The sequence below is a fragment of the Leuconostoc falkenbergense genome (assembly GCF_014634805.1).
In the GTDB taxonomy this organism is placed as follows: Bacteria; Bacillota; Bacilli; order Lactobacillales; family Lactobacillaceae; genus Leuconostoc; species Leuconostoc falkenbergense.
This window is the reverse complement of record NZ_BMBS01000005.1, coordinates 17,737-44,031: the sequence shown is the minus strand read 5'-3', so window position 1 is coordinate 44,031 and position 26,295 is coordinate 17,737. Positions and strand designations below refer to the sequence as shown.

Here is a 26,295-nt window from a genome sequence, read left to right as displayed (position 1 = left end):
CAAAAAATAGTTCGGATTTTGGTATAATATCGCTATGACTTATTTCATCACGCACACAATTGAACCATGGATGCCACCAGGTGCTTTAAAAGCAAAATCAGATTATGCTCAAATTGCTCAGAAACAAGGTTGGACAATTTTACCTATTGCCCGCTACAATGATGTTCGTTTTGACAATGAAACGCGACAGAACCATATTAAAACTTGGCTTAACGCTGTCAAAGCAGATGATATTGTAATTCATCAATTCCCTAGCTATATGAGTTGCCATTTTGAGCAACAGTGGGTACAGGAGATTAATAACCGTTCCGCACACAGTATTGTTTTAATTCATGATATTGAACCACTTCGCCTGGTCAAAACCGATGCTTGGGAATTGTCTGTTTTAAAGCAGTACAATACTATTATTGTTCATTCAGAGGCCATGGCCAACACCCTTAGAGGTATGGGCGTCAACTCAAACTTCATTATTCAACCTTTATTTGATTATCTTGGGGAAGTCGACAACTTAGCTTCATATAGCCACCTCATTAACTTTGCTGGTACTTTTCAAAAGTCACCTTGGCTAAAAAATTACGACGGGCCACAAATCAACTTATTTGGCTCTGTTCCCAAAAAATGGCGTGATTTTGTTTTCCCTAATCAGGTTAGTTACCATGGTAATTTTGACCCTGATGATATTTTAAACCAACTTACCTCTGGATTTGGTTTGATATGGGATAATGATTTTGAAGACAAAACATATCAAAGCTACACTAAATACAACGCACCACACAAAGCGAGTCTTTATCTTAGAGCAGGATTACCTTTAATTGCTTGGCAAAAAAGTGTCCTTGCCAGTATTATCAAAAAGTATAACATCGGTTTGACCATCAACAGTCTCAATGAGCTCAATCATATCAGCGACATATCCCCCAATCAATATCAAACATGGCAAGCAAATATTCAACCCATAGCGTCGCAACTCGCTCAAGGTTCATTTACCCAAAAAACATTGATTACGATTCAAAATAAAAGCTTTAATCAAAAATTTGATTAAAGCTTTTATACTATCCAACAACAGCGTCGCTATCAGCTTGCTTTTCTTCATCCAAAAGCGCTTTATCAAACACTTTGAAGAACGGAATCCAAATTAATAGATCCAAGAGAATCAAAACGATTTGTAACACCGCACCAGAAATACTTGAGGTTGCCAAGAAACCAGAAATCACTGGTGGCATCGTCCAGGGTACAGGTGTACCTGTTGTACGTGCAACTAATCCTGATGACATCGCAAAATATGAAATCAAGACATTCATCACTGGCACAATCAGGAACGGTACGATTAAGTAAACATTCAAAACAACTGGCAAACCAAACATTGTCGGCTCGTTAATGTTAAAGATACCAGGCACTAATGTCAGTGGTCGCATTGCTTTATTTTGCTTTGATTTTGCAAAAATAGCGAGTGCAATCATCAAACCTAACGTCGCACCACCACCACCAATATAGACAAAATTATCCATAAATGGCTGTGTAATAACTTCTGGTAATGCTTTACCTGCTTTGGCTGCGTCAACGTTTTCTTGCATCAATTGCAAGAAGATAGGTGACATAATAGCACCAACTAAGTTACCACCGTGAATTCCAATGAACCAGAATAGCGACACAAGCACCGCTACCACAATTGCACCAATTAATGAACCACCGAACGCTTTTAGTGGATCACCCAAAATCATTTGTAAAATATTGTGAATAGATACCAAGCCAGTTGCTTGGAATAGCGCATAAAGCAAGGCCCAGAGCAAAATAATCACAAATCCATGAATTAATGCCGCAAATGAATGTCCAACGGCTGGTGGTACTGAATCAGGCATTTTGATGGTAATGTTATGATTTAAGAACCAAGCATAAATGGCTGCTGACACCAGTCCAATAATAATCGCTGCAAACATACCGTTAGCGTTTGTTGCTGAATATGCAATTCCTTGGTCGGCAATTGCGACTTTAGCACCCCACGCTTGGTTGCCGTTAGCACCATTTAAATATGGTGTCGAAACGAAATAACCACCAAGTGCTAAGACACCTGCTGAAATACCATCAGCCTTTGGTGATAGCAACTTGGCATAATTGGAAGCGATACCAACGACTGAAACGATACCGACTAAGTAAAACGTACCGTAAATGATTTTCACCAACCAATTTAAGACACCATTAGCAGTAATCCATGTCACCCACATATCATTAGGGGTTGGAAAATTACGAATAATCATCGCCAAAGATCCGACCAAAATCAGAGGAATCGCCAAGGCGATACCATCACGAATAGCATTCAGTGCCTTAATAGACGATAGTTTCGCGCCAATCGGCACCAAATTTTTCTGTAACCAATCTGTTATTCTCTGCATGAAAGTCTCCTCCACTTCATGTTGGATGCAATGAAAAAATATGTGAAGCGTCATTTTTTACTTCATGAGTGGCATCCATTTAAGTTGTGCTTCGTCTTTATCTTATCATGTAAACGCTTTCATTTCACGGTTTAAATCACTTTTGTGATGAAATTCTTTGAAAAAATAACTAGACCAAAAAGAGGATAAGCACCGTTCAATGTGGTGTTTATCCTCTTTTTGGTCTAGACCGATTTACATTTGTGAAGTCATTATTTTTGATACATTTGTCTGTACTTTGTTCAAATATTGAGCTTGATCAGCCTCAGACTGTTCATATTTATCATCATCGATTGTTTGATCGGCTACATTTAGTGAATCGCTCATCAACGCTGTTGCTTGAGCGTACAATTCATAATTCTTTGCTAATGACTTATGCACACCCAAAATACGAATTGGTGCTTGTGCAGCATTCAAACGTGCAGCATTCTCCTGATAACTCGTCACTGCGTCTTCAAACTCGGCTTTAATTTCAGCGAATTCTGCTGCAGGAATGTCAGTTACCTTGTTCTCTTGTTTTGCATCATCTAATTTAGTAAAAAATGGTGTCACGCGATCAGCTGTTTCCTGAGTTGCTGTTAAAACTTGTTGCAAAGTCTGCACATAAACTTGTGCTTGTTTGGGATTAAATTTTGCCAATGTCCTATTATCCTTTTTTGAAAATTGTTCGTTGAACCAATTTTACCAGTTCCACAATCACAATGATACTAATTCCCGCAACTAACACAATTGCCCATTGATAAGTATCCAAATGCGAGACATGGAACAATGGGTTCAAAGGCGGAATCACAACAACAGCTGCCATGACTACAAGTGATCCTAATAATGCCCAGTTGAACATCTTGTTTCTAAAGGCCTGTGGTCCAAACATAGAACCGTACACCGACTTAACGTTAATCGCGTTAAACATTTGCATCAATCCGAGTGTCATAAATGCCATAGTCAAAGCATCTTGGTGCGCCAAATGGCTCTCCGCATGAACGGGTGCTGCCAAAGCAAAACCATACACACTCAACACAATAACAGCTTGCAAAATACCTTGCCAAATAATAGCGGGACCAACGCCACCAGACAAGAAACTAGCACCACGACCACGAGGACTGCGTTTCATCACACCCTTTTCTGCTGGTTCAATACCTAAGGCAATCGCTGGCAAAGTATCGGTTACCAAGTTAATCCACAAAATCATAATTGGCGCTAAGATATTCCAACCCAAAAGTGTCATCACAAAGATTGAAATCACTTCCGCTAAGTTAGAAGCTAACAAGTACTGTAATGCTTTTTGAATATTAGCAAAGACCTTACGACCTTCCTCAACAGCATGCACAATCGTTGCAAAGTTATCATCAGCCAAAACCATGTCAGAAGCACCTTTAGAAACTTCTGTTCCAGTAATACCCATTGCAATACCGATATCAGCAGCTTTCAAAGCCGGCGCATCGTTAACACCATCCCCAGTCATCGCGACAACTTTGTCTTTTTTCTGCCAAGCATTGACGATTTTAACTTTGTGTTCTGGCGCAACGCGAGCATAGACATTATAGCGAGTGACATTTTCCGCAAATTCGGCTTCACTCATCGCGTCAATATCAGAACCAGAAATGACAGCAGTATCAATGTCTTTCTCATCCAAAATACCTAAACGAATCGCAATTGCAGCGGCTGTATCACGATGGTCACCCGTGATCATCATTGGTCGAATACCAGCAGCTTTTGCTTCGGCAACAGCCTGTGCAACTTCTGGTCTTTCTGGGTCAATCATGCCCACAAAACCAGTAAATACCAAATCATTTTCAACAACTTGTGTCGTCATCTCAGTAGGCATTTCATCAACTAATTTGTAAGCAAATCCTAACACACGCAACGCTTGCGTTGCCAGCTCAGAATTAATTCCCAGCAGTTTAGCACGAATATCATCGCTCAATGCAACGATTTGACCGGACATTTCAATCTGTGTAGCACGCTTTAATAGTTCATCGGGTGCACCCTTGACCGTAATAATATAACCATTGGGTGCCGGATGAACCGTTGACATCAACTTACGTTCTGAATCAAAGGGCAATTCTGCAACACGTGGCATCTCGTTAAATAACTTGTCAATATCACGATCATGCTTTTCATTGAAGGCAATTAATGCCGTTTCGGTTGGATCACCAACTAAACCATTTTCTGTTCGCTTTGTATCGTTGTTCAATGCCAAAATATCAGCTAATCTGGCATACGTATTAGTCAATTCTCCTGTGTTATCAGCGTCTGAAATTTCAGCATCAACCACGAGCTTTTCGACTGTCATTTTGTTCTGCGTTAACGTTCCTGTTTTATCAGAACCGATAATATCAGTTGAGCCTAATGTTTCAACGGCAGGCAACTTACGAACGAGAGCATGACGCGAGGCCATACGCGTGGTACCTAATGCTAATGTGATTGTCACAATCGCTGGCAAACCTTCTGGAATAGCTGCAACAGCCAGAGAGATGGAGGTCAACAGCATATCAATAATGGTCTCTCTACCACGCAACAAACCAACAACAAACGTTACCACAGCAATTCCTAAAATCAAATAAGTCAAAACTTGACCTAACTTGACCAAATTTGCCTGCAATGGTGTCTTGGTTTCATCGGCTGCCTCTAACATGCCGGCAATGTGCCCAATTTCCGTTTGCATTCCCGTACCTGTTACGACACCAACACCACGGCCATAAGTCACGTTAGTATTCATAAATCCAAGGTTGGTACGATCACCCAGCGGCAAATCACTGTCAACAAGTGTATCTGCAATTTTATCAACAGGTACTGACTCACCAGTCAGTGAGGCCTCTTCAATTTGAAGAGAAGCTGATTCAATTAAACGTAAATCAGCTGGCACAATGTCTCCAGCCTCCAGACGGACAACATCACCCACAACCAAATCCGTTGATTTCACAGACATTTCCTTGCCATCACGAATGACGTTTGCATTAGGGGTAGACATTTCTTTCAACGCATTGATGGCATCTTCGGCCTTGGCTTCTTGGAAAACACCAAAAACAGCGTTGATAATGACAATGGCCAAAATGAAGATGGCGTCAACCAGTTCACCTGTAAACGCCGCCACGATTGCAGCAGCTAACAAGATAGCAATCATCAAATCCTTAAACTGGTTGATGAATTTCTGAACTAAACTAGTTGATTTTGCTTCGTTCAACTGGTTAGGACCATTTTTTTCAAAGCGCTCCTTTGCCTCTTGACCTGTCAAACCGATTTTTGCATCAGTTTTTAATGCTACCAAAACATCCGTACTGTCTTGGTTATATAACGGCTTATCTGCCATCGAAATTCTCCTTATACGCTTGAGGTTAAGCTAAGACTAACAAAATGAAAAGACCCATGCAAACGCAAATAAACGTTTACATGAGTCTCACTGTTTAATGCTGAACCGGCGCATAGCGCGATATAAAACATTGCTGTTTTGCTTTGACGATTCAGCCACGAACATTTCGTCAGTTACTCCCTCAGAAATTAACTTATACATATAGTATAACAAATTTTTTTGAAAAATGTTGTTTAATTTATGACCACTCGATGTTAAAAAGCACCACCGCCGCCGCCACCAGCGCCACCGGATGACCCGCCAGAAAAGCTGCCACCGCCACCACTCACATTACTACTTGATTGGAAAGCACCATCTTGATTGATACTAGTGACAAAACCATCACTCCAGTCGCTACCATACAAATAATATGGCACAAACAACAATGTATTATCAGTATTCCAATCCATGTCTTTAGCCCAAATTTTCATTTGATTAGCGACATTCTTGGCTTCCCCAAAGATGACTGCATAAGCTAAAATTTTATCCCACAATTGGACGTCTAGCACCTGCTTGTCTTGTAAGTGTGCAATATCATGTAACATTTTTTTAAATCCTTGCCACTGCCATTGTTCCTGCATACCGTCTGGTACAGTGAAGAAAATCGTTTTTTGAGTAGCTGTCAATAATAACGTTACAAGCGCTACGACGCTCTCAATCACGATAATGGCCCAGATACTCGACACTTGTGTTTGATCAGCAATAATTCCTAACACAACTGCTGAAATCACTGATAATACAATTAAGCCACCCAACGCCATTGTTTTGGCATCAGTCGCTTTTTGCGTAGCAATTTTGTCAACAATGCGTGTCTGTTGCTCTGCTTTGGCTAATGCTTGCTTGAAAGCGCCAATTCGTTTTCTAATACTTTTTGAAACTGGTGATTGTTTCTTTTTAAAATCGCCATGACGGACTAAATCACGATTTTTGCCAAAAATCATTCTCACAAAAGATAATTCAAATGGTTGCAAGCCATTTTCATCAGTCACTTGATAGGTAATCTCATCTGGTCGCTTCATGCCTTGATAAGTCATTGTTATTTTATGACGGGCCACTAAATCAAGCAACGTTGCCACGACAATTTTGGCGTCATCGGACTTTTCTGCTAATCGCTCAGCAATTAATGCCGGTCCAAGATCGTTTGGTAAATCAAAAATATGGACTGGTTCACCAGTAGTACCGCTTTTTTGTTTTGCCAAATTCTGTTGATAACGCACTTTTTTGTTTTGCAAAAATACGATAAACAGTACGATCACAAACAGAATTGGTGAAACCAAGAAAGCAATAATCATCATCCAAAAAACAAATCGGTTATGTTTAACCACGATCGCTGCTTCTTGCTGGTTAATCCGTTTCGCACGTTTGCCAGAGCGACGTAATTGATTAAGCGGTGTCTGATCGCTGTCAAAATACATGTGAATTTCTAATGATTCATCTGCCGAAACAGTATCACTCATCGCAATCACTTCACCTTGTGCTTTATCTAGCTTAACATCTCCTTTTGCCCGACTATGCACCCAAGCTTTTAGTTGTTTAGGTGATTTTTTAGGCAATTTAATAACCAACTTTGCCTTGTCTAAATCAACATCCCAGTCAGAAATTGGTCGCCAATTAATCTCAGCGACATCGTCCCAATTTGTGACCAGCCCTTTTAAAACATACTGATAAGTGACAACTAACTTATCATTCTCTCGAACTGGATAATACACTTTTTCTTTAACTGCGTTTGACGTTTTTGTTTCAACGTAACCGGTTTGCGCCGCACCTTGTCTTGGTTGAATGACTGTCGGAGCTTGGCCATTCACCGCAACTTTGATTGATTTTAAGCCACCCCACGTCAGTGCTGACGCTTTTTTACCTGCTGCCAAACCCTCTCGCATAACCACGCCATGCATATCATCATCAAACGAATAGCTCACCTGCTTAGTCACATTAGCGTCACCATTAGGCTGAATTGCAACTGTTTGCTGCCAATTAGTTATCTCATAGTCATCATCCGCTGAAACCTGTTGTATGCCAAACATAGCAAACAACAAAGTCAGTATTAAAAATCGCCACTTCATCTCATTCTCCCCTAATTCTTTGTTCCCATTATATCAAAAAAGGCATTCACCATTAGGAGAATTAGATAATTAAAGGTTTTATTGCCTAAAATAATGTCAAAGTGCTAAAGTGGAAAGATACGCAACGATTATTTAGGGAGACAATAATGCTTACAACACAACACCCCATTCACGAACGATTGCCGATTGGCTTACTACTAGCGATGAATTCTGGATTTGTTGACGCTTACACATTTCAATATCATGAGTCACGTTTTGCTAGTCTACAAACAGGTAACCTCATTCAGGCTGGATTCAATTTAGCCCATGGACGCTTTGGCGCCAGCATGATTTTTATTTGGCCAATTCTTTTTTTCACTATTGGTGCCGCTTGCAATACAATTCTGAAAAAGCGATGGCCTGAAGGACGTTTGTCCCTTCAACAGCACAGTATTTTACTTGAATTTATTGGTATTACGGCCATCGTTGCCATGCACCAGTACTTGAGCAGTACATTTTTCATTGCTTTTTTGTCTTTCTTTCTAGCCATTCAACTTGATTCCTTTCCTAAATTGCAAGGTCTTCCGTTCACAAGCGTCATGTCAACAGGCAATTTACGCAGTATCGGCACTAACGTTACCAACTTTTTCTACACTGGGGACAAACAATTTTTGAGCAATACTTTTCATTTTCTTTGGCTCGTTCTAGCGTTTCTATTTGGCGCTTTCATTTCAGGGCTATTGGCTCAGGCACTAGGCACTTACGCCCTATTTGGTGCCAGCTTAATTGTGTTAATCGTCTTTGGTTTACTATTCAAAAAATAAAAAGTGTTGACATTAGAATGAATGGGATGTAGTATTATCTATAACGATTTTTAGAATGAAACGAATTGAACAGGAAAGTAACAGTTTATCAAAGCCAAGAAAGCTAACGGGAGATGTGAGTTAGCGTGCGTGCGATTGTGAAAATGACCTGTGATTGGTGCAGACGAGTCGGTTTACCGTTTAGTTTGCAACGATTTGGCCCCCGTTAACGGGCACACCATTCGGCTAGGATCATTTCCCGATGCCCGATGGTTAGTGAGCAACTATTTGGTAACAAATAGTCCAAACTCAGAATGGTATCGCGCTTATGGTAAGCCGCTTCTGTATCTATAAAGTACAGAAGCGGCTTTTTTGATTGAAAAATAGCTTGTTCATCGCCATTCTAAAAATCAGGAATTATCAATTAGAGAAAACAGGGAGAAATACGTATCATGAGTAAAACAACTAAATGGCTTGTTGGTGGTGTGGCGATCGTCGCTATCGCCGGCATTGCCTATGCCAGCTTTGGTCAAAAAACCAAAACAACTTCAAAAACCGTCACCATCGGTATTATGTCAGGTTCAAAACAAGATGCCAAAATCTGGAATAGAGTTAAAAAAACTGCCAAAGATCAGTATGGTATCACGTTAAAGTTCAAAGAATTTACTGACTACTCACAGCCTAACAAAGCGCTTGCGTCTGGGGACATTGATTTAAATGCCTTTCAACACTACGCTTTCCTAGCACAGTCAAACAAATCAACAGGTGACAAAATCGTGTCAATTGGTGATACTGTCATTTCACCAATCCGTTTGTATTCAAAGACATATACAAAAGTCTCACAGTACAAGTCAGGTGACACCATTTCTGTTCCTAACGATCCCAGCAATGAAAGTCGCGCGCTTTATGTTTTAAAAGCAGCAGGATTAATTGATCTCAAATCTGGTTTAACCCTAGCAACTGTTAAGGATATTACCAAGAATCCAAAAAATCTCAAAATTAAAGAACTAGCCGCCGACCAAACAGCTCGCTCACTCTCAGATGTGCAAGGTGCAGTGGTCAATGGTACTTATGCCGATTCTGCTGGTTTAGATTATAAAAAAGCTATCTTTGTTGAACCCTTGAACAAAAATTCTCATCAATGGGTCAACATTATTGCCGCTAACAAAAAAGACAAGAACAACGCCACTTACAAAAAAGTAGTTAAAGCCTACCAAACAGAAGCTACTAAAAAAGCCATTAACAAGCAATATGATGGTGTTGAACTAGCTGCTTGGGACGCTGATTTTAGTAAATAAGGATGTGATTCGAGGTTAACCCATCACTATTATGAGGAAAATATTATGAGTAAAAAAACAAATTGGATTATCGGCGGTATTGCCGTCGTCATTGTTGCTGGTGCTATTTATACATTTGGTCATGGTAGTAAAAGTCAATCAAAGACTGTTACGATTGGTGTTATGGCTGGATCAAAGGAAGAAGATCAAATCTGGGATGCCGCCATCAAGACCGCAAAAGACAAATATGGCATCACTTTAAAAACAAAAAAATTCACTGACTATTCACAGCCTAACAAAGCATTGGCCGACGGTGATATTGATTTGAATGCCTTCCAAAACTATCCATTTTTAGCCAACTGGAATAAAACATACAAAACAAATATTGTTTCAATTGGTGACACTTGGACAACACCTTTGCGCTTATATTCTAAATCATATAAGAAAACATCTGAATTTAAAACAGGTGATCAAATCGTTGTGCCTAATGATGTCACTAATGAAAACCGTGGCATTCATTTATTAGCTGAAGCTGGTTTAATTAAAATCAAAGATACTAATACGGCAACGCCAAAGGATATTACATCAAATCCTAAAAAACTACAAATCACACCAATTGACGCGTCACAGACAGCCAAGTCGTTAGACGATCCCAAAATCGCCGGTGCAGTCATTAACACTAACTATGCTATTTCTGCCAAATTAGACATTAATTCAGCAATTTATGTTGAAGGGCTTAACAAAGACAGCGAACAGTACTTCAACTTTATCGCCGCTAACAAGAAAGATAAGAACAACGAGACCTATAAAAAAGTCGTGAAATCATTACAAACTGCCGAAACTAAGCGTTTGGTTAAAAAGTTCTATGGTACAGCTGAAATCACTGTTTGGGATTATAAAAAGTAATACATGCGCTTTTGCGCGTACATAGTTGTTGCGGGAGGACTAATAATACATGAGTATCAGAACACAATATTTAGCGCTATTGCGTGATTTGGTTGCATTACCTAGTGTTTCAGCAAAACATGAATCACTACCAGAAACTGCTAAATTAATTGCGGATGCACTACGCGGTTTAGGAGCCGAAGTTTTATATGATGATACCTACTTTGCACCTTTCATCATTGGCAAATTAACTAGCGCTGTTTCCAAGGCGCCAACAGTTATCATTTACAATCATTACGATGTTCAACCAGCAGAACCACTTGACTTGTGGGACAGCAATCCCTGGCAGCTGACAGAAAAAGATGGTAAGTTATATGGTCGTGGCGTCGATGATGACAAAGGCAACTTGACAGCAAGACTTACTGCCGTGGCTGAGTATTTATCTGAACATAACAATCAGCTACCGATTAATATTACCTTTATTATAGAAGGTTCCGAAGAAACGTCATCTCAACATCTCGACGATTATTTGGCTAAGTATCAGCAACATCTATCTGGTGACCTCGTTATCTGGGAATCGGGTGGTAAAAATGCCAATGAGGAAGTAGAAATATTTGGTGGTAACAAAGGGATTGTGACTTTTGATGTCAGCGCGAAAACAGCTAGTCATGATCTGCATTCGTCACTAGCCGCTGTTGTAGATTCTGCTGCTTGGCGTTTGACACAAGCGCTTGCCACATTGTACGATGACAATGGTCACATTAACGTGTCAGGATTTTATGATGATGTTACACCCCCTAATCATCGTGAGATACAGTTGGTATCAGCATTGCCGCTAACACATGCAGCATTAGTTGCGCAACATCAAATCACTGTACCACTTTTGACTGACAAAACTGGGGATGATTTGAAGTCAACTTTGTATTTTTCACCTACACTCAACATTGAGGGTATTGACAGTGGCTACGTTGGTGAAGGTGTAAAAACTGTCTTACCGGCCAAAGCATCAGCCAAACTTGAAGCACGTTTGGTTCCGGGAATGGATCCTGACAAAACGCTCCTTCAAATTAAACAACACTTCCAAAGCCGCGGTTTTTCTGATATTCTGGTGACTAAGACATTGGGGCAGCCTGGTTATCGTAGTGACATGTCAGACCCAGAAATTTTACGTGTTATTGATGTCACAGCGCATTACTACAAAGCGCAACCTGTTGTTATCCCAACATCCCCCGGCACTGGTCCTATGTATTATATTCATGAGGCATTGGGTGCCCCAATTGCCAGTTTAGGAATTGGTTATGCCAATACAAACGACCACGCACCAAATGAAAATATTCGCCTAGATGACTACAATCAACACATTGACGTCATTAAAGCACTAATTAGGAGTTATGAAAAATGACAGAAGAACCAATTATTAAACTAGACAATATCAATGTCACTTTCCATCAAAAAAAGCGGACAATCACTGCTGTTAATAATGTGACTGTTCACGTTAATCGTGGAGATGTTTACGGTATTGTTGGTTATTCCGGCGCTGGTAAATCAACCCTTGTTCGCGTTATTAATTTGTTGCAAGAGCCAACTAGTGGTTCTGTGATTGTTAATAACGAAACGTTTTTTCAAGCAACAGATGAAAATGCTAAAAAAACAATCATTGGTGGTAACGACTTACGTGATAGGCGCCGCAAAATCGGTATGATTTTTCAACACTTTAATTTACTCAACGAACGGACAGTCACTGAAAACGTCGCGTTTGCCCTACAACATAGTCCATTAAAAGAAGACGAAAAAAAGGCAAAAGTAGCAGAATTGCTTGAGCTAGTTGATTTATCAGATCGCGCTGACCAATTTCCTGCTCAATTATCAGGTGGGCAAAAGCAACGTGTTGCCATTGCCCGCGCCTTGGCAAATGACCCAGAAATTCTAATTTCTGATGAAGCTACTTCGGCTTTGGATCCTAAAACAACCAATCAAATTTTGGCGTTGCTCAAAAAACTCAATCAAGAATTTGGTTTGACGATTGTTTTGATTACGCACGAAATGCAGGCTGTTAAAGAAATTGCTAACAAAGTTTCGGTCATGCAAGATGGTGAAATTATTGAAAGTGGTTCGCTATTAGAAATATTTGCGCAACCAAAAGAACAGCTCACACGTGAATTTATTGAGACGGCTACCAATATTGATAAAGCAATTGAAACAATTAGTCATGAAGCGCTTGTTCACAATTTAAAAGATAACGAAGTCTTTGCTCGCCTTTCTTATGTTGGGGACACAACCGATGAACCGCTGATTGCAGGGCTATTCCGTGATTTTAATGTTACCGCTAATATTTTGTACGGCAACATTGAGATTCTGCAAGAAACACCTGTTGGCTCATTGTTGGTTATTTTATCAGGAGAAACATCACAACTGCAAGCTGCACTCGGTACATTGCGTGACCACCATGTGACAGTTGAACTTATTAAAGGAGGCCAATCATTATGAACCAATGGTTTGCACATACTTTCCCTAATGTAATATATCAAGGCTGGGGTGGCGACACTGGTTGGTGGACTGCAATTGTACAAACGCTGTACATGACATTTTGGTCTGCTATTTTTGGTGGCCTTTTGGGTCTGATTTTCGGTATTGGTCTTATTATTACCGCGCCAAATGGTATTGCCCCAAGTAAGACATGGTTTTGGATTTTTGATAAAATTGTGTCCTTCTTCCGTGCCTTACCATTCATCATTTTGTTGGCGGCTATTGCACCTGTCACCAAAATTATTGTTGGTACACAAATTGGCACAACCGCAGCGCTTGTGCCATTATCTCTTGGCGTCTTTCCATTCTACGCACGACAAGTTCAAGTTGCTTTATCAGAAGTTAGCGGTGGTATCGTCGAAGCTGCACAATCAGTTGGTGCATCTTTTTGGGATATTGTGTTTGGCGTTTACTTACGCGAAGGTCGTTCCGAACTGGTTCGTGTTTCAACCGTCACTTTAATTAGTTTAATTGGCTTAACGGCCATGGCTGGTGCCATTGGTGCTGGTGGTTTAGGAAATATGGCCATTTCGTATGGTTATAATCGTTTCGCCACTGATACAACGCTAGTCGCAACATTGTTAGTTTTGATCCTAGTCTTAGTAGTACAAGTCATTGGTGATATTCTTGTTAAACAACTCAATCATAAATAATAAAAAGCTGATATCAATCAAGATATCAGCTTTTTTAACGTGTAATTGTCATTTCAAAGCGTTCACCAACATAAAATGAACGTGAATACTCAAATGGCATATCATTTTGATCATATGAAACTTGACGTACTGACAGAATTGGATCACCACGCTTAATATGGAGTAATTCTGACAAGCGTTCGTTGGCTAAACTCGCCGTGATTGTTTGCTCAGCGCGACCCGGATTAATGCCTGCCTGCTCGAGCGTTGCATACAACGATTGCGTTAATTGACTACGTGTAAATGCTTCAACTAATTTAACCGGCAAGGTTGTCTGTTCCAACAAAATAGGTTCATCATCACCTAAACGCAGACGTTCCATAACCAATACTTCATCAGTCTCCGATAGTTGTAAGTGCTCCATTTCCGAAGCAGATGGTGTTGTTGTTTTATAACTGACAGTCACCGTGCGTGCTTGTCTGCCTGTGGCAGCCATCAACTCCGTGAAACTTGTGACACCGAGCGCACGTTCAGAGACTTTCTTTTCAGCAACATAGGTTCCCGAACCCACCTTACGTTCTAAAATGCCTTCGTCCACCAACGTCTGAATTGCTTGACGCAAAGTCATCCGCGACACATCAAATTCCAGTGCCAAATCACGCTCAGCGGGCAAACGTTTTTGAGCTTCCCACTCACCAGCTTCTATTCGTGACAATATTTGATTGTGAATTTCGATGTAACGCGGTTTAGCCATTAATTCTCCCTTGCGAAGCGACGACCAAGTGAGTATGTCGCTTGTAATTCCATGTCTTGATTAAAAATATTAAAATCAGCATCTTTACTTGCTGACAAATCACCTTTTTGTGTCAAACCAAACTCACGCGCTTGATTGACCGAACTCATTTGTACAGCATCGCTAATATCAGCACTTGTAAAGCGTTGAATATCAGCAAAAGCATCATCATAGGCTAAAACAGAACCGGCTAAATGTCCATTTTCTAAGCGTGCTTGTTTGTCTTTAACAATTACTTTTTGTCCGCCCAATTCTGATTCGCCATTACCTAATCCTTCGGCGCGCATTGAGTCAGTCACCAAATCAAGACGTTGTGCCCCTTTGACTTTGAAAGCCAATTGCAGCATATCAGGAACAACATGGAAACCATCAGCGATTAATTCACCTGTGATTGATTCTTCAAGCATACCATGACCTGTAACACCTGGTTCACGATGGTGTAGTGGTCGTTGTGCGTTATACAAATGTGTTATGTGAGTAGCACGAGAATGTCGTAATTGTTCACGAGTTGCATTAGAATGGCCAATTGATGGCACAATGTGATGTTGCAACATGAATGCCTCAAAATCAGGCAACCCACCATTTTCAGGCGCATAAGTTACCAAGCGTATGCGTTCGCCAGAAAGTGCATACCACTTTTTGAGTAATTCAGTGTTTGGATCAATAATATATTTTTCAGGCTGTGCACCCATAAAAACTTTGTTAATAAAAGGGCCTTCCAAGTGAATTCCTTGAATCACTGGATTTGTCTTAGCAACTTGATCGATTGTCTTCAACGCACGTTCAATATTTTCAGGTGATTGCGTCATTGTCGTTGGAAATAGTGACGTAATGCCTTCCGTCACCATTTTATTGACCATCTCGTTAAGCTTGTCGGGATCACCGTCCATCGTGTCTAAACCGTAACCACCATGCTTATGAACATCAATGAATCCTGGCACAACCAGTTGACCAGTTGCCTCGTCAATGACCTCATCGTCAGCTCGCGCTGTGAAATCAACCATGTAGCCAACTTCCTCAATTGTGTTAGTGAAGCGCATGTATGCGTCTGGCATATGCTTATAGCCTGTATACAAGTCAATATTCTTAATTAATTTTGCCATATCATCACGTGGTACGGCGTTTTAGACGCCGCAGCACTTTCCTCCTCTAGCCTTTATAATTTAAGTATAATTGGTCTAGACCTATTTTGCAAATATTTTATATAATTGACAATGAAAAAAAACGCCTCAGCGTTAGTTTCTGATTCGTGATTGGTTTTCAACCATTCCTGCCGCGAATTTATGAGCTACCTTAGAGGCCGCCGCTGCTGCTAAAGCACCCACAATATCATCTGCAAATGTCGTCACTGCTTCGCTTGTTTTTCCCTTGCGATCAAGTTCACCAACCAGTCCAACTTTTAGTTTGTCGATGTAACCATAGTTTGTCACACCAATCGTATCAAATGACATAGCAATTGCGGTTCCGATTGTCTCATCAACGCCAAACAAGCCATCATCATGTTCGACTAAATCTTGCAGCGGTGCTTCTAGTAAATGTTCTTCAGCCAAGCGATCTAATTCAAGTCCAACCCATACTTGATGCTGAACCACGCGCTTATGTAAAATACTTTCCACCGCAGCTTCTACTTGTGCAAGTGTCAGACCTGCCACGTATGATTGTTCATTATCATAAGCAATTTGGGCGATATCTGTCACCGTAATATGGTGCTGTGCTAATTTTTTAATTGTGTTGTCGTAAGTTGCATACTGCATGTGTTTGCCCCCTTCTGTGTTTTTCTAGTATACCGAAATTTAATTTTGAAAGCTATCATGAAGACAAATACTGTCACAACAACATTTTGATATTATCAAATCACGCTGATTAATGTCACAAATGAAACGATTATTTTTTCATTATTCTAACTGAAACGCTAATTTGCTGTCATAAACAACCTTGATATTTTCCAAACATGGACACGAAACTTTCACTTTTTGAATCGCAACTGAATGCTTGAACAAAATAGCAATCGTTTCAAAAATACTGCTTGCAAAAGAGAGACATTTTCTGTAAAATATATAGAGTAATTGCCCCTTGGCCAAGCGGTAAGGCGGTGGCTTCTGGTGCCACTACGCGCTGGTTCGAATCCAGCAGGGGCAATTTTAAAAAGGTAATCAACTTTGAGTTGGTTGCCTTTTTCATTGACACAATGTGCGTGGTGGCACCATTGTTGCCATGAGTGTTCCATTAAATCAAGATGCTGGTTACGCCCATTTCACTTGAAATTAAGATATAATATGCCCTAGGAGGTTTTCCATTTATGCCAGAAATTATTTCTCGACCCATTGTCACGGTAACAAATGTTATTTGGAGTTATGATTTTACAACCGAAGAAGTTGTGGTACTCTTGGCTAAAAAAGCAGACGAGCCCTTTAAAGGTTATTGGAGCTTACCTGAAACATTTTTAAGATCAACAGAGGATGCTGATTCAGCAGCTCTAAGACTTATCTCAGACAAAATTGGTGTCCAACTGGATAGTTTTCATACTGAACAACTCGCAACTTTTTCATCAGTGGTTCGTACTAAATCAGACCGTCAGCTTGCGTTAGCATACATGAGTTTTTTGCCAAAAATGCCAGAGCTGACGCCAGGTGTTGGTGCTGTAAATGTTGCTTGGGTCCCAGTCAAAGCTCTACAAAATAACTTTTATTTAGTTCATCCCGAATTCTCTATTAAATTACCGAATACCACACCAAATGATTTTTATCAAAATCTGACCGTTAAAAGTAACCAGTCACAATTAGCTTTTGATCATGAATTGATTATTCAAACTGCCATCACTCGTGTTCGAAACAAACTTGATTACGCGCCGTCGATTCTAAGAATCCTTGGCAACCACTTTACACTCAAAAATGCACGTAAAATCTATGCTAATTTTCTTGGTATCTCCGAATCAGCAATTGATAATTCCAATTTTCGAAAAACTCATGATCATCTTTTTTTTGAAACTGGTGCTGTTACCACAGTGGGAAAAGGACGCCCAGCAAAGCTCTATCAATTAAAGTAAAATTGACTTTTAATTAATATCATGATATTCTTAACTCCAATAAAAGTATTTAATACTTAAAAGGGAGTTTTTTTATGTGGTCATCTTTTACACGAAAAACGTTATTAATTATCGGTACCGCTTGGCTATTTGATGCACTGGATGTGGCTTTGCTGTCATTTATCATGCCAATGGTAAAAGCGCAGTGGCAGCTAGAAGCCACTCAAACTGGCCTATTGTCTTCGATGACAGCTATCGGCATGGCTTTTGGTGCCATATTGTTTGGTAAAGCTGCCGACCACTTTGGTCGAAAAAACGTCTTAACAGCCAGTCTTATCTTATTTTCTCTGGGTAATTTAGCATTAGCATTTTCCCCCAATTATCATTGGTTTTTAGTTATTCGTTTCATAGTTGGTCTCGGTCTGGGTGGCGAATTACCTGTGGCCGCTACTTATTTGGCTGACCATTTTAAAGGAACCGTACAATCGCGCTTATTAATTCTAGCAGATAGTTTTTGGGCAGTGGGTTGGCTCATTGCATCCGTATTAGCATTCTTTTTTGCTAATAGCCTTGGCTGGCGTGGCCTATTAATACTAACCGCAGTTCCTGTGTTGTTTGCCCTAATCTTGCGCAGCAGACTAACTGATGCACCCACACTATTAAAGAAATCACCCACTTTAATCACAAGTTTAAAAGTAAATTTGAACTATCAAACTGTTCTATTATGGTTGACTTGGCTAATGGTGATGTTTAGTTACTATGGTATGTTTATGTGGCTGCCAACAATTTTAGCCAGCCGCGGTAACACTTTGGTGACTGGCTTTGGCTATACTGTTCTCATTACACTTGCACAATTGCCTGGTTATTTTGTTGCAGCGTGGTTAATGGGGAAAATACAAGTACGTTGGGTCTTCATCATTTACATGTTAGGGACGGCATTGAGTGCTTTTGCCTTTGGACAAGCTGATAGCATAACTGCAACCATACTATTCGGCAGCTTGCTCTCATTTTTTAATCTTGGTGCTTACGGCACAATTATTGCAATGACTCCGGTTCAATACTTATCGGAATATCGTGGTACTATGACCGGTATTGCCCAAGGAATCGGCCGTTTAGGTGCCGTGGTTGGACCTTTATTTGTTGGCTGGTTGTTAGATTATCATGTTTCTGTTAACCATATTTTTACTATTTTCATGATTTCTCTCTTTATTGGCGCACTGGCTGCAGTTTTTTTGCCTGATCGCATGAAAGCATAAAAGGATATTATGAGCATGTTGAAAGATTATTATACATTTAAAAGCCCAAAATTGACGATACAAGTGCTGACAATTGCAGCATTGATGTTAACACTTGATATCATATTATGGAAAATTAGTATCGGCCCTAGCTATTTTCAAGTAGCTTTAGGATTTATTTCAATGGGTCTAATGGGCTATTTTCTTGGTCCGTGGTTGGCCGGCACAGTTGAATTGATGTCCGACTTTTTAAGTAGCACCGTTTTTGGTGGTTCATCTGCTTTTGCTTGGCAATTCTTAATAGGCGCTTTCCTAGGTGGCGTGGTGTATGGCGTGTTGCTTCATGGGCACAAATGGTCATGGATTAACATCGTCGTCGCCCACTTAATAATTCTTGGCCCCATCAGTCTTTTACTCGATACTACAATTGTTTCTTTTGTTTACCATATAGACTGGCGTGTCGTGTTCATCACACGCGCTGTTCGTAACTTCTTTACATTTTTCATTGAAACATTTGTATTAATCAGTATACTAAAAGGAATTGAAGCCAATAGATTTTTGAGAGAAATCAAGCATAATTTGTAATACCATGGTCAATGATTTTTGCTATCAGGCTAAACATACGGATTAATTTATAAAACGTCACATTCCCAATTAGTTGATATCATTGTTTATCTTGATAGCTGGCGCCGTACTTTTTACCCATGACTATTGTCTACTTTATGGCACGATGATACGCTGCAAACGTGGCGCAAAATGATTCATCAGTGCAACAATACTAACACTTGAATACTGAGCCAAATCGGGCAAAGTCACTGATTGAGCCCCAACACTGCCAATTAACGTCACTTGAACACCAATATTAACTGGCTTATCGACAAAAATCATCGTCTGGTCCATCGCCACACCACCAGCGATATGTCCGACTTGTCCATCAGCTATTAAAATGCGCATACCATCAGCATTAAATGGATAACCGTCCGAGTGCCCAATCGGAATCGTTAATAACCACCCGTCGTGTTTCGCGCGATAATCTGCACCATATCCCACCGCTTCACCAGCTTTAATCGGCTTACTAAAAATAACTTCAGCGGTTAGTGCAAGTACAGGTTCCAGTTCAAACGGCATCGGCATGGTTGGTTCAGATGAATCAATGCCAAATAAGCCAACACCTAAACGCACAATCTCAGTATCCACTTTATCAGCGTACCAAGTGGCCATACCAGTATTAGCGAAGTGTTGTTCCTTTGGTTGTGCAGGTAAATTCTGAGTTAAACGTTGCCATTCTGATATTTGAAAATCAACATACGTCTCATTCGGTGTATCTGCCGTAGCAAAATGCGTCCAGAGGCTTTGAAATTCTAATTGTTTCGAAACAACTACTTCTTGAATCGCTAGTACCAATTGGTCACGTTCTTTGAAACCAATACGATTAAGTCCTGTGTCAACCGGCAACGATACTTTCAGGTGTAATGATGTGTCAGCTAAAACTTTGACCGCTTGTTGAATAGTCGCTAGTGAACTAAATGCCAACGTAATATCTCTTTGTGCGGCTAAACGGACAAACTGCGAATCCGTGAGGCCTAACACATCAATAGGCTGTTGATAGCCCAAATCGCGTAATGCTAAGGCTTCATCCAGCATCGCCACGCCAAAACGAGTTGCGCCAGATTGGATACTCAACATCGCCATTTCTGGTAAACCATGAGAGAACGCATTGGCTTTCAAGACAGCCATCACTTGTTGTGCATGAGCATGATTTTTGATGGCTGCCACATTGTGCGCAACAGCTGAGCGAGATAAGCTCACTTGTGCATGACGATGCAATGCTACGTAATTCATATTGTCACACTTTCGTTAATAAAACGCGCCAAACTCGGAACCTAGCGATGGATAAGCATAAATATTTGCTTGTGTATCTGCTAAGGTTCTTTTGTCGTTGATAGCGGTCACAAAATAGTTGATTAATTCTTCTGCTTCCATGGCAATGACACTCACGCCAACAATCCGCCCATTTTGATCCAGCACTGTACGAATTCTGGCGTTGTCATGATAGCGATAGAAAGTAATGACTTGACTCATATCAACATCAGTGACACGATAACCTAATTGCTCTGCTGCCGCAACCGGTATACCTGTTTGCGCAATACGTGGTGATCCAAACACTACTGCAGGCATAGTTGGAAATGCAATTGGGTCGGTTATTTTTTGAGCTATAAGTTGTGCAACATAGCGTCCTTCATAATTACCTGTGGGCACTAACTTTGGCGCTGGACTACCACCCACATCGCCAATTGCGTATACATGCGGATTGCTTGTCCGTAAATAGTCATCAACTGGAATATCGGCTTCATTATAGGTAATGCCGGCCGTTTCAAGTCCTAATTTATCAGCATTCCCGACACGTCCAGCTGTTACAAAAACACGATCTGTTTGGAATTGTGTCCCATCATCAAGCGACACTAATAACTTTTTAGTGTCAGTTTGTTCAATTTTAACTACTGTCGCATCAAAATACCAATCAAAACCTGCTTCTTGTGTTTCAGTAATCCATTGTTTTACCAGTGTTTGGTCGAAGTCACGCAACGCACTATGGCCATGCGTGACAACGCGGGTATGTGCACCTGCGGCATTTGTGATTGTGGCAAACTCGACACCAACATACCCCGCCCCAATAAAAGTTACATCATCTGGTAAATCAGGCAAATTCAAAAAATCCTCACTGTCTTGTGTCAATTCAGAACCTGGAAAATCAAGCTTTTTAGGGCGCTGACCAACCGCAATGACCCAATCGGTAGCCGTAACTGTGTCAGCAGTATCTGTTATTACCACTGTGTCAGCGTTTATAAACTCACTATGACCATATAACCGCGTTACGCCTGCTTCATCCAATCCACGAACTTTGCGTGGTTCGACGGCATCAACATAACCTTGCTTGTAGGTCATCAAGTCTGACCAATTAATTTTTGAGTATCCTTGTAAGCCACGTCCTTGCATGGCGGATTGACGCCTAATACCTTCAACGGCAGAAAGCAATATTTTTTTAGGATCACAGCCATAGTTTGGACACGTACCACCCCATAAATATTGCTCGATAATAACGACTGATTTTCCTAGTGCTTTAGCGGCAAATGCTGCTGCTAGACCAGCTGGTCCGGAACCAATCACGCCGACGTCATATTGATATTGTGCCATTTTTGCCTCACTTAATTTTTTATTATTATACAATATAGTCGTTATTTTTTTGGTTTTGGATTAAGCTTAAAACCATAAAATGTATTTCCTTTAAATGTTTGCTTGGCTAATTTGCCAACTGCTGTGTACGGCTTTCCACGTTTAGATTTAGCAGGAAAACTAACCTCTGCCCCAGATAACAACTTTTGCAGTTCATCATCAGTAAATACGTGGCCACTCCATTCTCGAGCAAATGTAACTTCTTGCCCCTGCCAAGTGCCAGTCATTTTTTCTGACACTTTTCTTGGCTTTCGAATTTTTGGTTTGGGTTTTCCTAATAAAGTTTCTAAAGACTGCGCATTATTGACCATAATTGGCAGATCATGTTCAACCACTTTAGTGGCTGAATCAAGCACCTGCGTCATCGTCATCTCAAATTGACCCACTTGATCCATCATTTCAAATAATCGCTTGGTAATTTTGGGCGAGGCAATCCAAGTATCTTTAACCATAATAGCGGAAACGTTACCTGTCTCTGTTAAGTCTAACTTCCCTCTTTTTTCAGATAGCATGGCTTTAGTACCAAGCGCCATTTCAGAAAGTGTCGCGACACGTGTCGCACCAGTACCGACGTTATGCTTTTCTAAGAATGCCATAATCCACTTCGTTGTTGGTGCTTGTGGTTTTGGATTAGCGCCTTCGTGCAAATAAGGCGTCGCGTCAGGTCCCAATTTCCCTTTAGTAGCGTTGTTCTCATCCTCTTCCCCATCATCAACTTTAATGGCTTTTTGAGCATCATAGACTAGTTTAAAGTTGAGTTTAATTGGCACATTGAATGCCGTTTTAAAGTCGGGATAATCTTGTAAATTAGCTGTGACGTGATCATAGACATAATCTTCTGCTAACATTGCCAAGTAGTTCTTAGCCAATACATCATAAATGGCTGGTCCACTAGCACCGTACTTTGACAATGACTCGGTTGTGTTAGGGACATTTTCACCTGGCCGATTGGCCCCGTGCGCTCCTTGTTCTTTGACATGAGTTGGGCGAGGTGTCCGATGTGTTAACAGTGAGGGATCAATACCGACAACTGCCGCAATACGGTCTACTAAAGGCAACAAATCATTAAATTGATCTGGCGTCACTGTTTTATCTTCAGTTCTTGGGTACGAGACGACTTGCGCCTCATACATTTTTTGATAAGTGCTCAAAACTTCTTTAGAAGAGAAGCCACGCGGGGCTAAAATTGACGCTAAGCCGGCTAAATCAAGTAGCTTTCCGGGCGCTTGCGTACGGGTTTGGTGTTTTTCATTAACAACGGCGCTGTTATGATATTGCTCAATATCTTGCTCTGCTTGTGCTTTCGTCGAAAAGCGCCATGGCACCACATCGCCTTGTGGTGTCACGCGTCCAAAAATATGTCCTGCCGGATCTTTGAACTTTACCTCAAAAAATGGCGTTTTAACATAGTTTTTAATAGCTTCAAGTTGCTGATAAATACGCCAAACAATGACTGATTTCAGGCGTCCTTCACGGGCAACAACTTGAAAACCAGCCTTTTTGGCAGAAGTGGTAGCAATACGGGTAAGTTGCATGGACGCAAAGTCCCAGCGATTGCGACTTTCACCTTTGATGTATTCACCATCAGCCATTTTGTCAGACACATCACGTAACTGACGCATTGCTTTTTGAATGCCGGTCGTTGACTCATCCATAAAATTAGCACGAAGCACTTGTCCGCGCCAACTGATTGCGTCTAAAGCTTCCCAAGCAAGTAATTCGCCCTCTCCTGACGGATCAGTATCAGTGGCAATTATAATCGCGTCAAAGCCTGCTTTAGATTCTTTTTTTAGGTCGTCAATTAGCTTTTTCGTCGATTCTATTTTGCCTGTTCGCAAATTGCGCTGTTTGATGTACGTACGTGCCCACGAAAAATCTTCTAATCGCCAAGGTAAATGTTTAATGAGCCATGATTTGTATTGTTTTTTGAGGTCTTCTGCCACCATTTGTTCTGGATCTTTGAGTGTCATCACATGACCACGCAAATTAGTAATGGTATAAGTAAAGTTGTCAAATGATCCTGATTTGCCGCCCAGTGCTTTGCCAAAATTAGCGGCTGCGGATGGTTTTTCAGTTAGGATGAGATAATTGGGCATAATAATGTGTGCGCTATCCTTCTAAGGTTAATTGACTCTATTTTAACAGATTGTGCAAGTCACTGCCCTCTGCCTGAACTAACGCCTAATCTATTGTACGATTTTAATTTAGATAACGCTTATGCGTATGAAACAAAAAATAACACTTACTTTTAGTAAGTGTTATACTAAAGACAAATCAAGAAAGTAGGTCAATAAAATGTCAGAAATTCTATTAGTTGATGCCGCGGGCATGTCAATTTCAATGTTGTCGAATAAAATGGATCAATATAGCGCAGCCCATGATTTAGGCTACCATGTTGAAGGCATCGCTGATGCCGCTGCTGAAGAGCATATTGCTCACGTCAAGCCCGCCATTATCATGATTGCACCTCAAGTAAGCTACTTGTTTGATAAATATAATGATAAATTTGGCGCCGACATTCCGGTTGTTAACATTGAAATGATGGCTTATGGCACGATGAATGCTGAAAAAATTATAGGTGCAGCGATTGAGCAAATCAGCTAACAACCTCCGGAAGTGGCACGTCTAAAATAGTTTTCCCCTCACTCCCCCAACCCATCAAACTTCGCTTTCATCGTTGGATTACCTCTCGTCAGTTTCTTGACGCTGACATCTTCCAACTTATTATTTGCCAATCGCAGTTGGTTTTCGGAGGTTGTGAGTGAGCGCTTGACGGCTTCCATGCGGGCGATGGCTTTGTCGATTTCGTCAATGGCACTTTTGAAGTTTTTTGAGGCGCTTTGGTAATTTTTGCCAAAGGCATTCTTGAAATTCGTTAAATCGCTTTCAAAATGAGTGATATCAATATTTTGTTCACGAACTTGTTCGAGTTCTTGCTTATATGCCACGGAGTTCAATGCGGCGTTGCGCAACACGCCAATAAACTGGATAAAGAATTGCGGACGAATCACGTACATTTTGTCGTAGTCATTAACCTGCACAATACCCGTGTTATACAAGTCACTATCGGCTTCCAGCATTGATACTAGCACGGCGTATTCTGTGTTTTTCTCGCGGCGATCTTTATCTAATTCTTTGAAAAAATCAGTATTTTTGTGCTTGGAAGCTGTTGTGTCGGCTTCATTTTTCATATCAAACATAATGCTGACAAATTCTGTCCCATCTTGATAATCACGGAAAATGAAATCACCCTTTGAATTGGTCTCAGATAATGCGTTGTCTTTTTCAAAATAGGCGTTTGGGAACGCGTAAGGTCGTATTTTATTAAATTCAGTCATCGCGTATTGTTCCAAACTCTCACCAATCTCCTTAGTCGATTGGCGTGCCTTGAAATCTTTATAAAACTCAACCTGTTCGTTAGCAGACTTCAACTGGGCTTCATATTGATCTTTCACATTAGCAATTTGGAGTTCTTTTTCTTTGTCCTTAAGCTGTAATTGTGATGTCAATTCGGACACTTTTTGGTCGCGCTGTGACAGTTCACTTTGAGCCGTTGCGTCTTTTTTAAGTAATTGTGTTTCCAATTCAGCTTGGTGTTGTTGCTTAATCGTTTCAATTTGCGACTCAAGCGCTGTGATTTTGGCCTGTTTATCAGCCAACGTATCTTTCAAGTCCAAATCTTTTTGTGTCAGCTGTGCCTTGAGTTCAACGTTATTTTGCTCAGTGATACTTTTTAATTGTGTCTCAAGGGCGACAATTTTGTTTTCTTTATCATTGATATTTTCTTGTAGCGTCGCTTTTTGTTGTTGGAGCTGGTTTTCCAGTTCAGCTTTTGCTTGTGCTTGCCGTTGCGCTTCCCATTCCGTCTTGGCTTGCACCAATTTGTCATCTAAAATTTCAGCAATCGTCCCGTTGATGACACTCGTGTCAATGTTTTGTTCGTCAGTCAAATCAACGATGTCACCGGCTTTGGCATCTTCATCCAAAACCAATTCCGTTTGTGACGCAATGTGAAATTTTACCTTTGCCATGTGAGATTATCCTTTTTAATTCATGAATTCTAGTCAA

The 26,295-nt window shown here is 40.6% G+C and carries 22 protein-coding genes and 1 tRNA gene; 12 read left to right on the top strand and 11 right to left on the bottom strand.

The window, feature by feature from the left end; genetic code table 11:
- Positions 1-34 precede the first annotated feature (34 nt).
- Positions 35-1,039 (top strand): sugar transferase, encoded by a 1,005-nt coding sequence (locus IEU71_RS02060; RefSeq protein WP_004915786.1) that lies wholly within the window; start codon positions 35-37, stop codon positions 1,037-1,039.
- A gap of 10 nt (positions 1,040-1,049) precedes the next feature.
- Here IEU71_RS02060 and IEU71_RS02055 read toward each other — a convergent pair whose 3' ends face one another.
- From IEU71_RS02055 to IEU71_RS02040, 4 genes are all read right to left on the bottom strand, one after another.
- Complete coding sequence (locus IEU71_RS02055) at positions 1,050-2,387, bottom strand: PTS sugar transporter subunit IIC (protein ID WP_004915784.1); 1,338 nt, start codon at positions 2,385-2,387, stop codon at positions 1,050-1,052.
- A 234-nt stretch (positions 2,388-2,621) separates the two neighbouring features.
- Complete coding sequence (locus IEU71_RS02050; RefSeq protein ID WP_004915782.1) at positions 2,622-3,065, bottom strand: hypothetical protein; 444 nt, start codon at positions 3,063-3,065, stop codon at positions 2,622-2,624.
- A 7-nt stretch (positions 3,066-3,072) separates the two neighbouring features.
- The gene (locus IEU71_RS02045; RefSeq protein WP_004915781.1) at positions 3,073-5,736 is read right to left on the bottom strand and encodes a cation-translocating P-type ATPase; all 2,664 of its coding nucleotides are present in this window, start codon (positions 5,734-5,736) and stop codon (positions 3,073-3,075) included.
- A gap of 254 nt (positions 5,737-5,990) precedes the next feature.
- Positions 5,991-7,838: a DUF2207 domain-containing protein gene (locus IEU71_RS02040; protein ID WP_004915780.1), complete on the bottom strand. Its 1,848-nt coding sequence runs from the start codon at positions 7,836-7,838 to the stop codon at positions 5,991-5,993.
- A 146-nt stretch (positions 7,839-7,984) separates the two neighbouring features.
- Here IEU71_RS02040 and IEU71_RS02035 point away from each other — a divergent pair, with 146 nt between their 5' ends.
- The 6 genes from IEU71_RS02035 to IEU71_RS02010 all read left to right on the top strand — a co-directional run bounded on the left by IEU71_RS02035 (position 7,985) and on the right by IEU71_RS02010 (position 13,961).
- On the top strand, positions 7,985-8,641 hold the full coding sequence (locus IEU71_RS02035) for a YoaK family protein (RefSeq protein ID WP_004915779.1): 657 nt from the start codon (positions 7,985-7,987) through the stop codon (positions 8,639-8,641).
- Between the two features lie 431 nt (positions 8,642-9,072).
- The gene (locus IEU71_RS02030) at positions 9,073-9,918 is read left to right on the top strand and encodes a MetQ/NlpA family ABC transporter substrate-binding protein (protein WP_004915778.1); all 846 of its coding nucleotides are present in this window, start codon (positions 9,073-9,075) and stop codon (positions 9,916-9,918) included.
- A 45-nt stretch (positions 9,919-9,963) separates the two neighbouring features.
- Entirely contained in the window at positions 9,964-10,803 is an 840-nt protein-coding gene (locus IEU71_RS02025) for a MetQ/NlpA family ABC transporter substrate-binding protein (RefSeq protein ID WP_004915777.1), read from the top strand.
- 49 nt (positions 10,804-10,852) lie between these two features.
- Complete coding sequence (locus IEU71_RS02020; protein WP_004915774.1) at positions 10,853-12,184, top strand: M20/M25/M40 family metallo-hydrolase; 1,332 nt, start codon at positions 10,853-10,855, stop codon at positions 12,182-12,184.
- Entirely contained in the window at positions 12,181-13,269 is a 1,089-nt protein-coding gene (locus IEU71_RS02015) for a methionine ABC transporter ATP-binding protein (protein ID WP_004915773.1), read from the top strand. Before IEU71_RS02020 ends, IEU71_RS02015 begins: the two co-directional genes overlap by 4 nt.
- Positions 13,266-13,961 (top strand): methionine ABC transporter permease, encoded by a 696-nt coding sequence (locus IEU71_RS02010; RefSeq protein WP_004915769.1) that lies wholly within the window; start codon positions 13,266-13,268, stop codon positions 13,959-13,961. Before IEU71_RS02015 ends, IEU71_RS02010 begins: the two co-directional genes overlap by 4 nt.
- Positions 13,962-13,995: 34 nt before the next feature.
- Here IEU71_RS02010 and IEU71_RS02005 read toward each other — a convergent pair whose 3' ends face one another.
- The 3 genes from IEU71_RS02005 to IEU71_RS01995 all read right to left on the bottom strand — a co-directional run bounded on the left by IEU71_RS02005 (position 13,996) and on the right by IEU71_RS01995 (position 16,487).
- Positions 13,996-14,694 carry a GntR family transcriptional regulator gene (locus IEU71_RS02005; protein WP_004915766.1) on the bottom strand — a complete coding sequence of 233 codons (699 nt, stop codon included), beginning with the start codon at positions 14,692-14,694 and terminating at the stop codon, positions 13,996-13,998.
- A complete protein-coding gene (nagA, locus tag IEU71_RS02000; RefSeq protein WP_004915765.1) occupies positions 14,694-15,836 on the bottom strand; it encodes an N-acetylglucosamine-6-phosphate deacetylase in 1,143 nt (380 codons plus the stop codon). The genes IEU71_RS02005 and nagA overlap by 1 nt, the downstream gene beginning before the upstream one ends.
- A gap of 132 nt (positions 15,837-15,968) precedes the next feature.
- Entirely contained in the window at positions 15,969-16,487 is a 519-nt protein-coding gene (locus tag IEU71_RS01995) for a phosphatidylglycerophosphatase A family protein (protein ID WP_004915764.1), read from the bottom strand.
- A 313-nt stretch (positions 16,488-16,800) separates the two neighbouring features.
- Here IEU71_RS01995 and IEU71_RS01990 point away from each other — a divergent pair.
- The 4 genes from IEU71_RS01990 (at position 16,801) to IEU71_RS01975 (ending at position 19,578) form a co-directional block, all read left to right on the top strand.
- A tRNA-Gln gene (locus tag IEU71_RS01990) sits at positions 16,801-16,872 on the top strand.
- Positions 16,873-17,032: 160 nt separating this feature from the next.
- On the top strand, positions 17,033-17,779 hold the full coding sequence (locus IEU71_RS01985; protein WP_004915761.1) for an NUDIX hydrolase: 747 nt from the start codon (positions 17,033-17,035) through the stop codon (positions 17,777-17,779).
- A 74-nt stretch (positions 17,780-17,853) separates the two neighbouring features.
- Positions 17,854-19,014: an MFS transporter gene (locus tag IEU71_RS01980; RefSeq protein ID WP_004915757.1), complete on the top strand. Its 1,161-nt coding sequence runs from the start codon at positions 17,854-17,856 to the stop codon at positions 19,012-19,014.
- A 15-nt stretch (positions 19,015-19,029) separates the two neighbouring features.
- The gene (locus IEU71_RS01975; RefSeq protein WP_004915754.1) at positions 19,030-19,578 is read left to right on the top strand and encodes a folate family ECF transporter S component; all 549 of its coding nucleotides are present in this window, start codon (positions 19,030-19,032) and stop codon (positions 19,576-19,578) included.
- Between the two features lie 135 nt (positions 19,579-19,713).
- Here the strand turns inward: IEU71_RS01975 and alr are convergent, their stop codons facing one another.
- From alr to IEU71_RS01960, 3 genes are read right to left on the bottom strand one after another with little or no spacing between them, the layout of a single operon-like run.
- Complete coding sequence (gene alr / locus IEU71_RS01970; protein ID WP_036067571.1) at positions 19,714-20,835, bottom strand: alanine racemase; 1,122 nt, start codon at positions 20,833-20,835, stop codon at positions 19,714-19,716.
- Positions 20,836-20,850: 15 nt separating this feature from the next.
- Positions 20,851-22,188: a dihydrolipoyl dehydrogenase family protein gene (locus tag IEU71_RS01965; protein ID WP_004915747.1), complete on the bottom strand. Its 1,338-nt coding sequence runs from the start codon at positions 22,186-22,188 to the stop codon at positions 20,851-20,853.
- A gap of 41 nt (positions 22,189-22,229) precedes the next feature.
- Positions 22,230-24,323 (bottom strand): DNA topoisomerase, encoded by a 2,094-nt coding sequence (locus tag IEU71_RS01960; protein WP_004915744.1) that lies wholly within the window; start codon positions 24,321-24,323, stop codon positions 22,230-22,232.
- 199 nt (positions 24,324-24,522) lie between these two features.
- On the opposite strand from IEU71_RS01960, the gene IEU71_RS01955 reads away from it, so the two are divergent.
- Complete coding sequence (locus tag IEU71_RS01955) at positions 24,523-24,831, top strand: PTS sugar transporter subunit IIB (RefSeq protein WP_004915741.1); 309 nt, start codon at positions 24,523-24,525, stop codon at positions 24,829-24,831.
- 38 nt (positions 24,832-24,869) lie between these two features.
- Here IEU71_RS01955 and IEU71_RS01950 read toward each other — a convergent pair whose 3' ends face one another.
- On the bottom strand, positions 24,870-26,258 hold the full coding sequence (locus IEU71_RS01950) for a DUF2130 domain-containing protein (protein WP_004915738.1): 1,389 nt from the start codon (positions 26,256-26,258) through the stop codon (positions 24,870-24,872).
- Between the last annotated feature and the right edge of the window lie 37 nt (positions 26,259-26,295).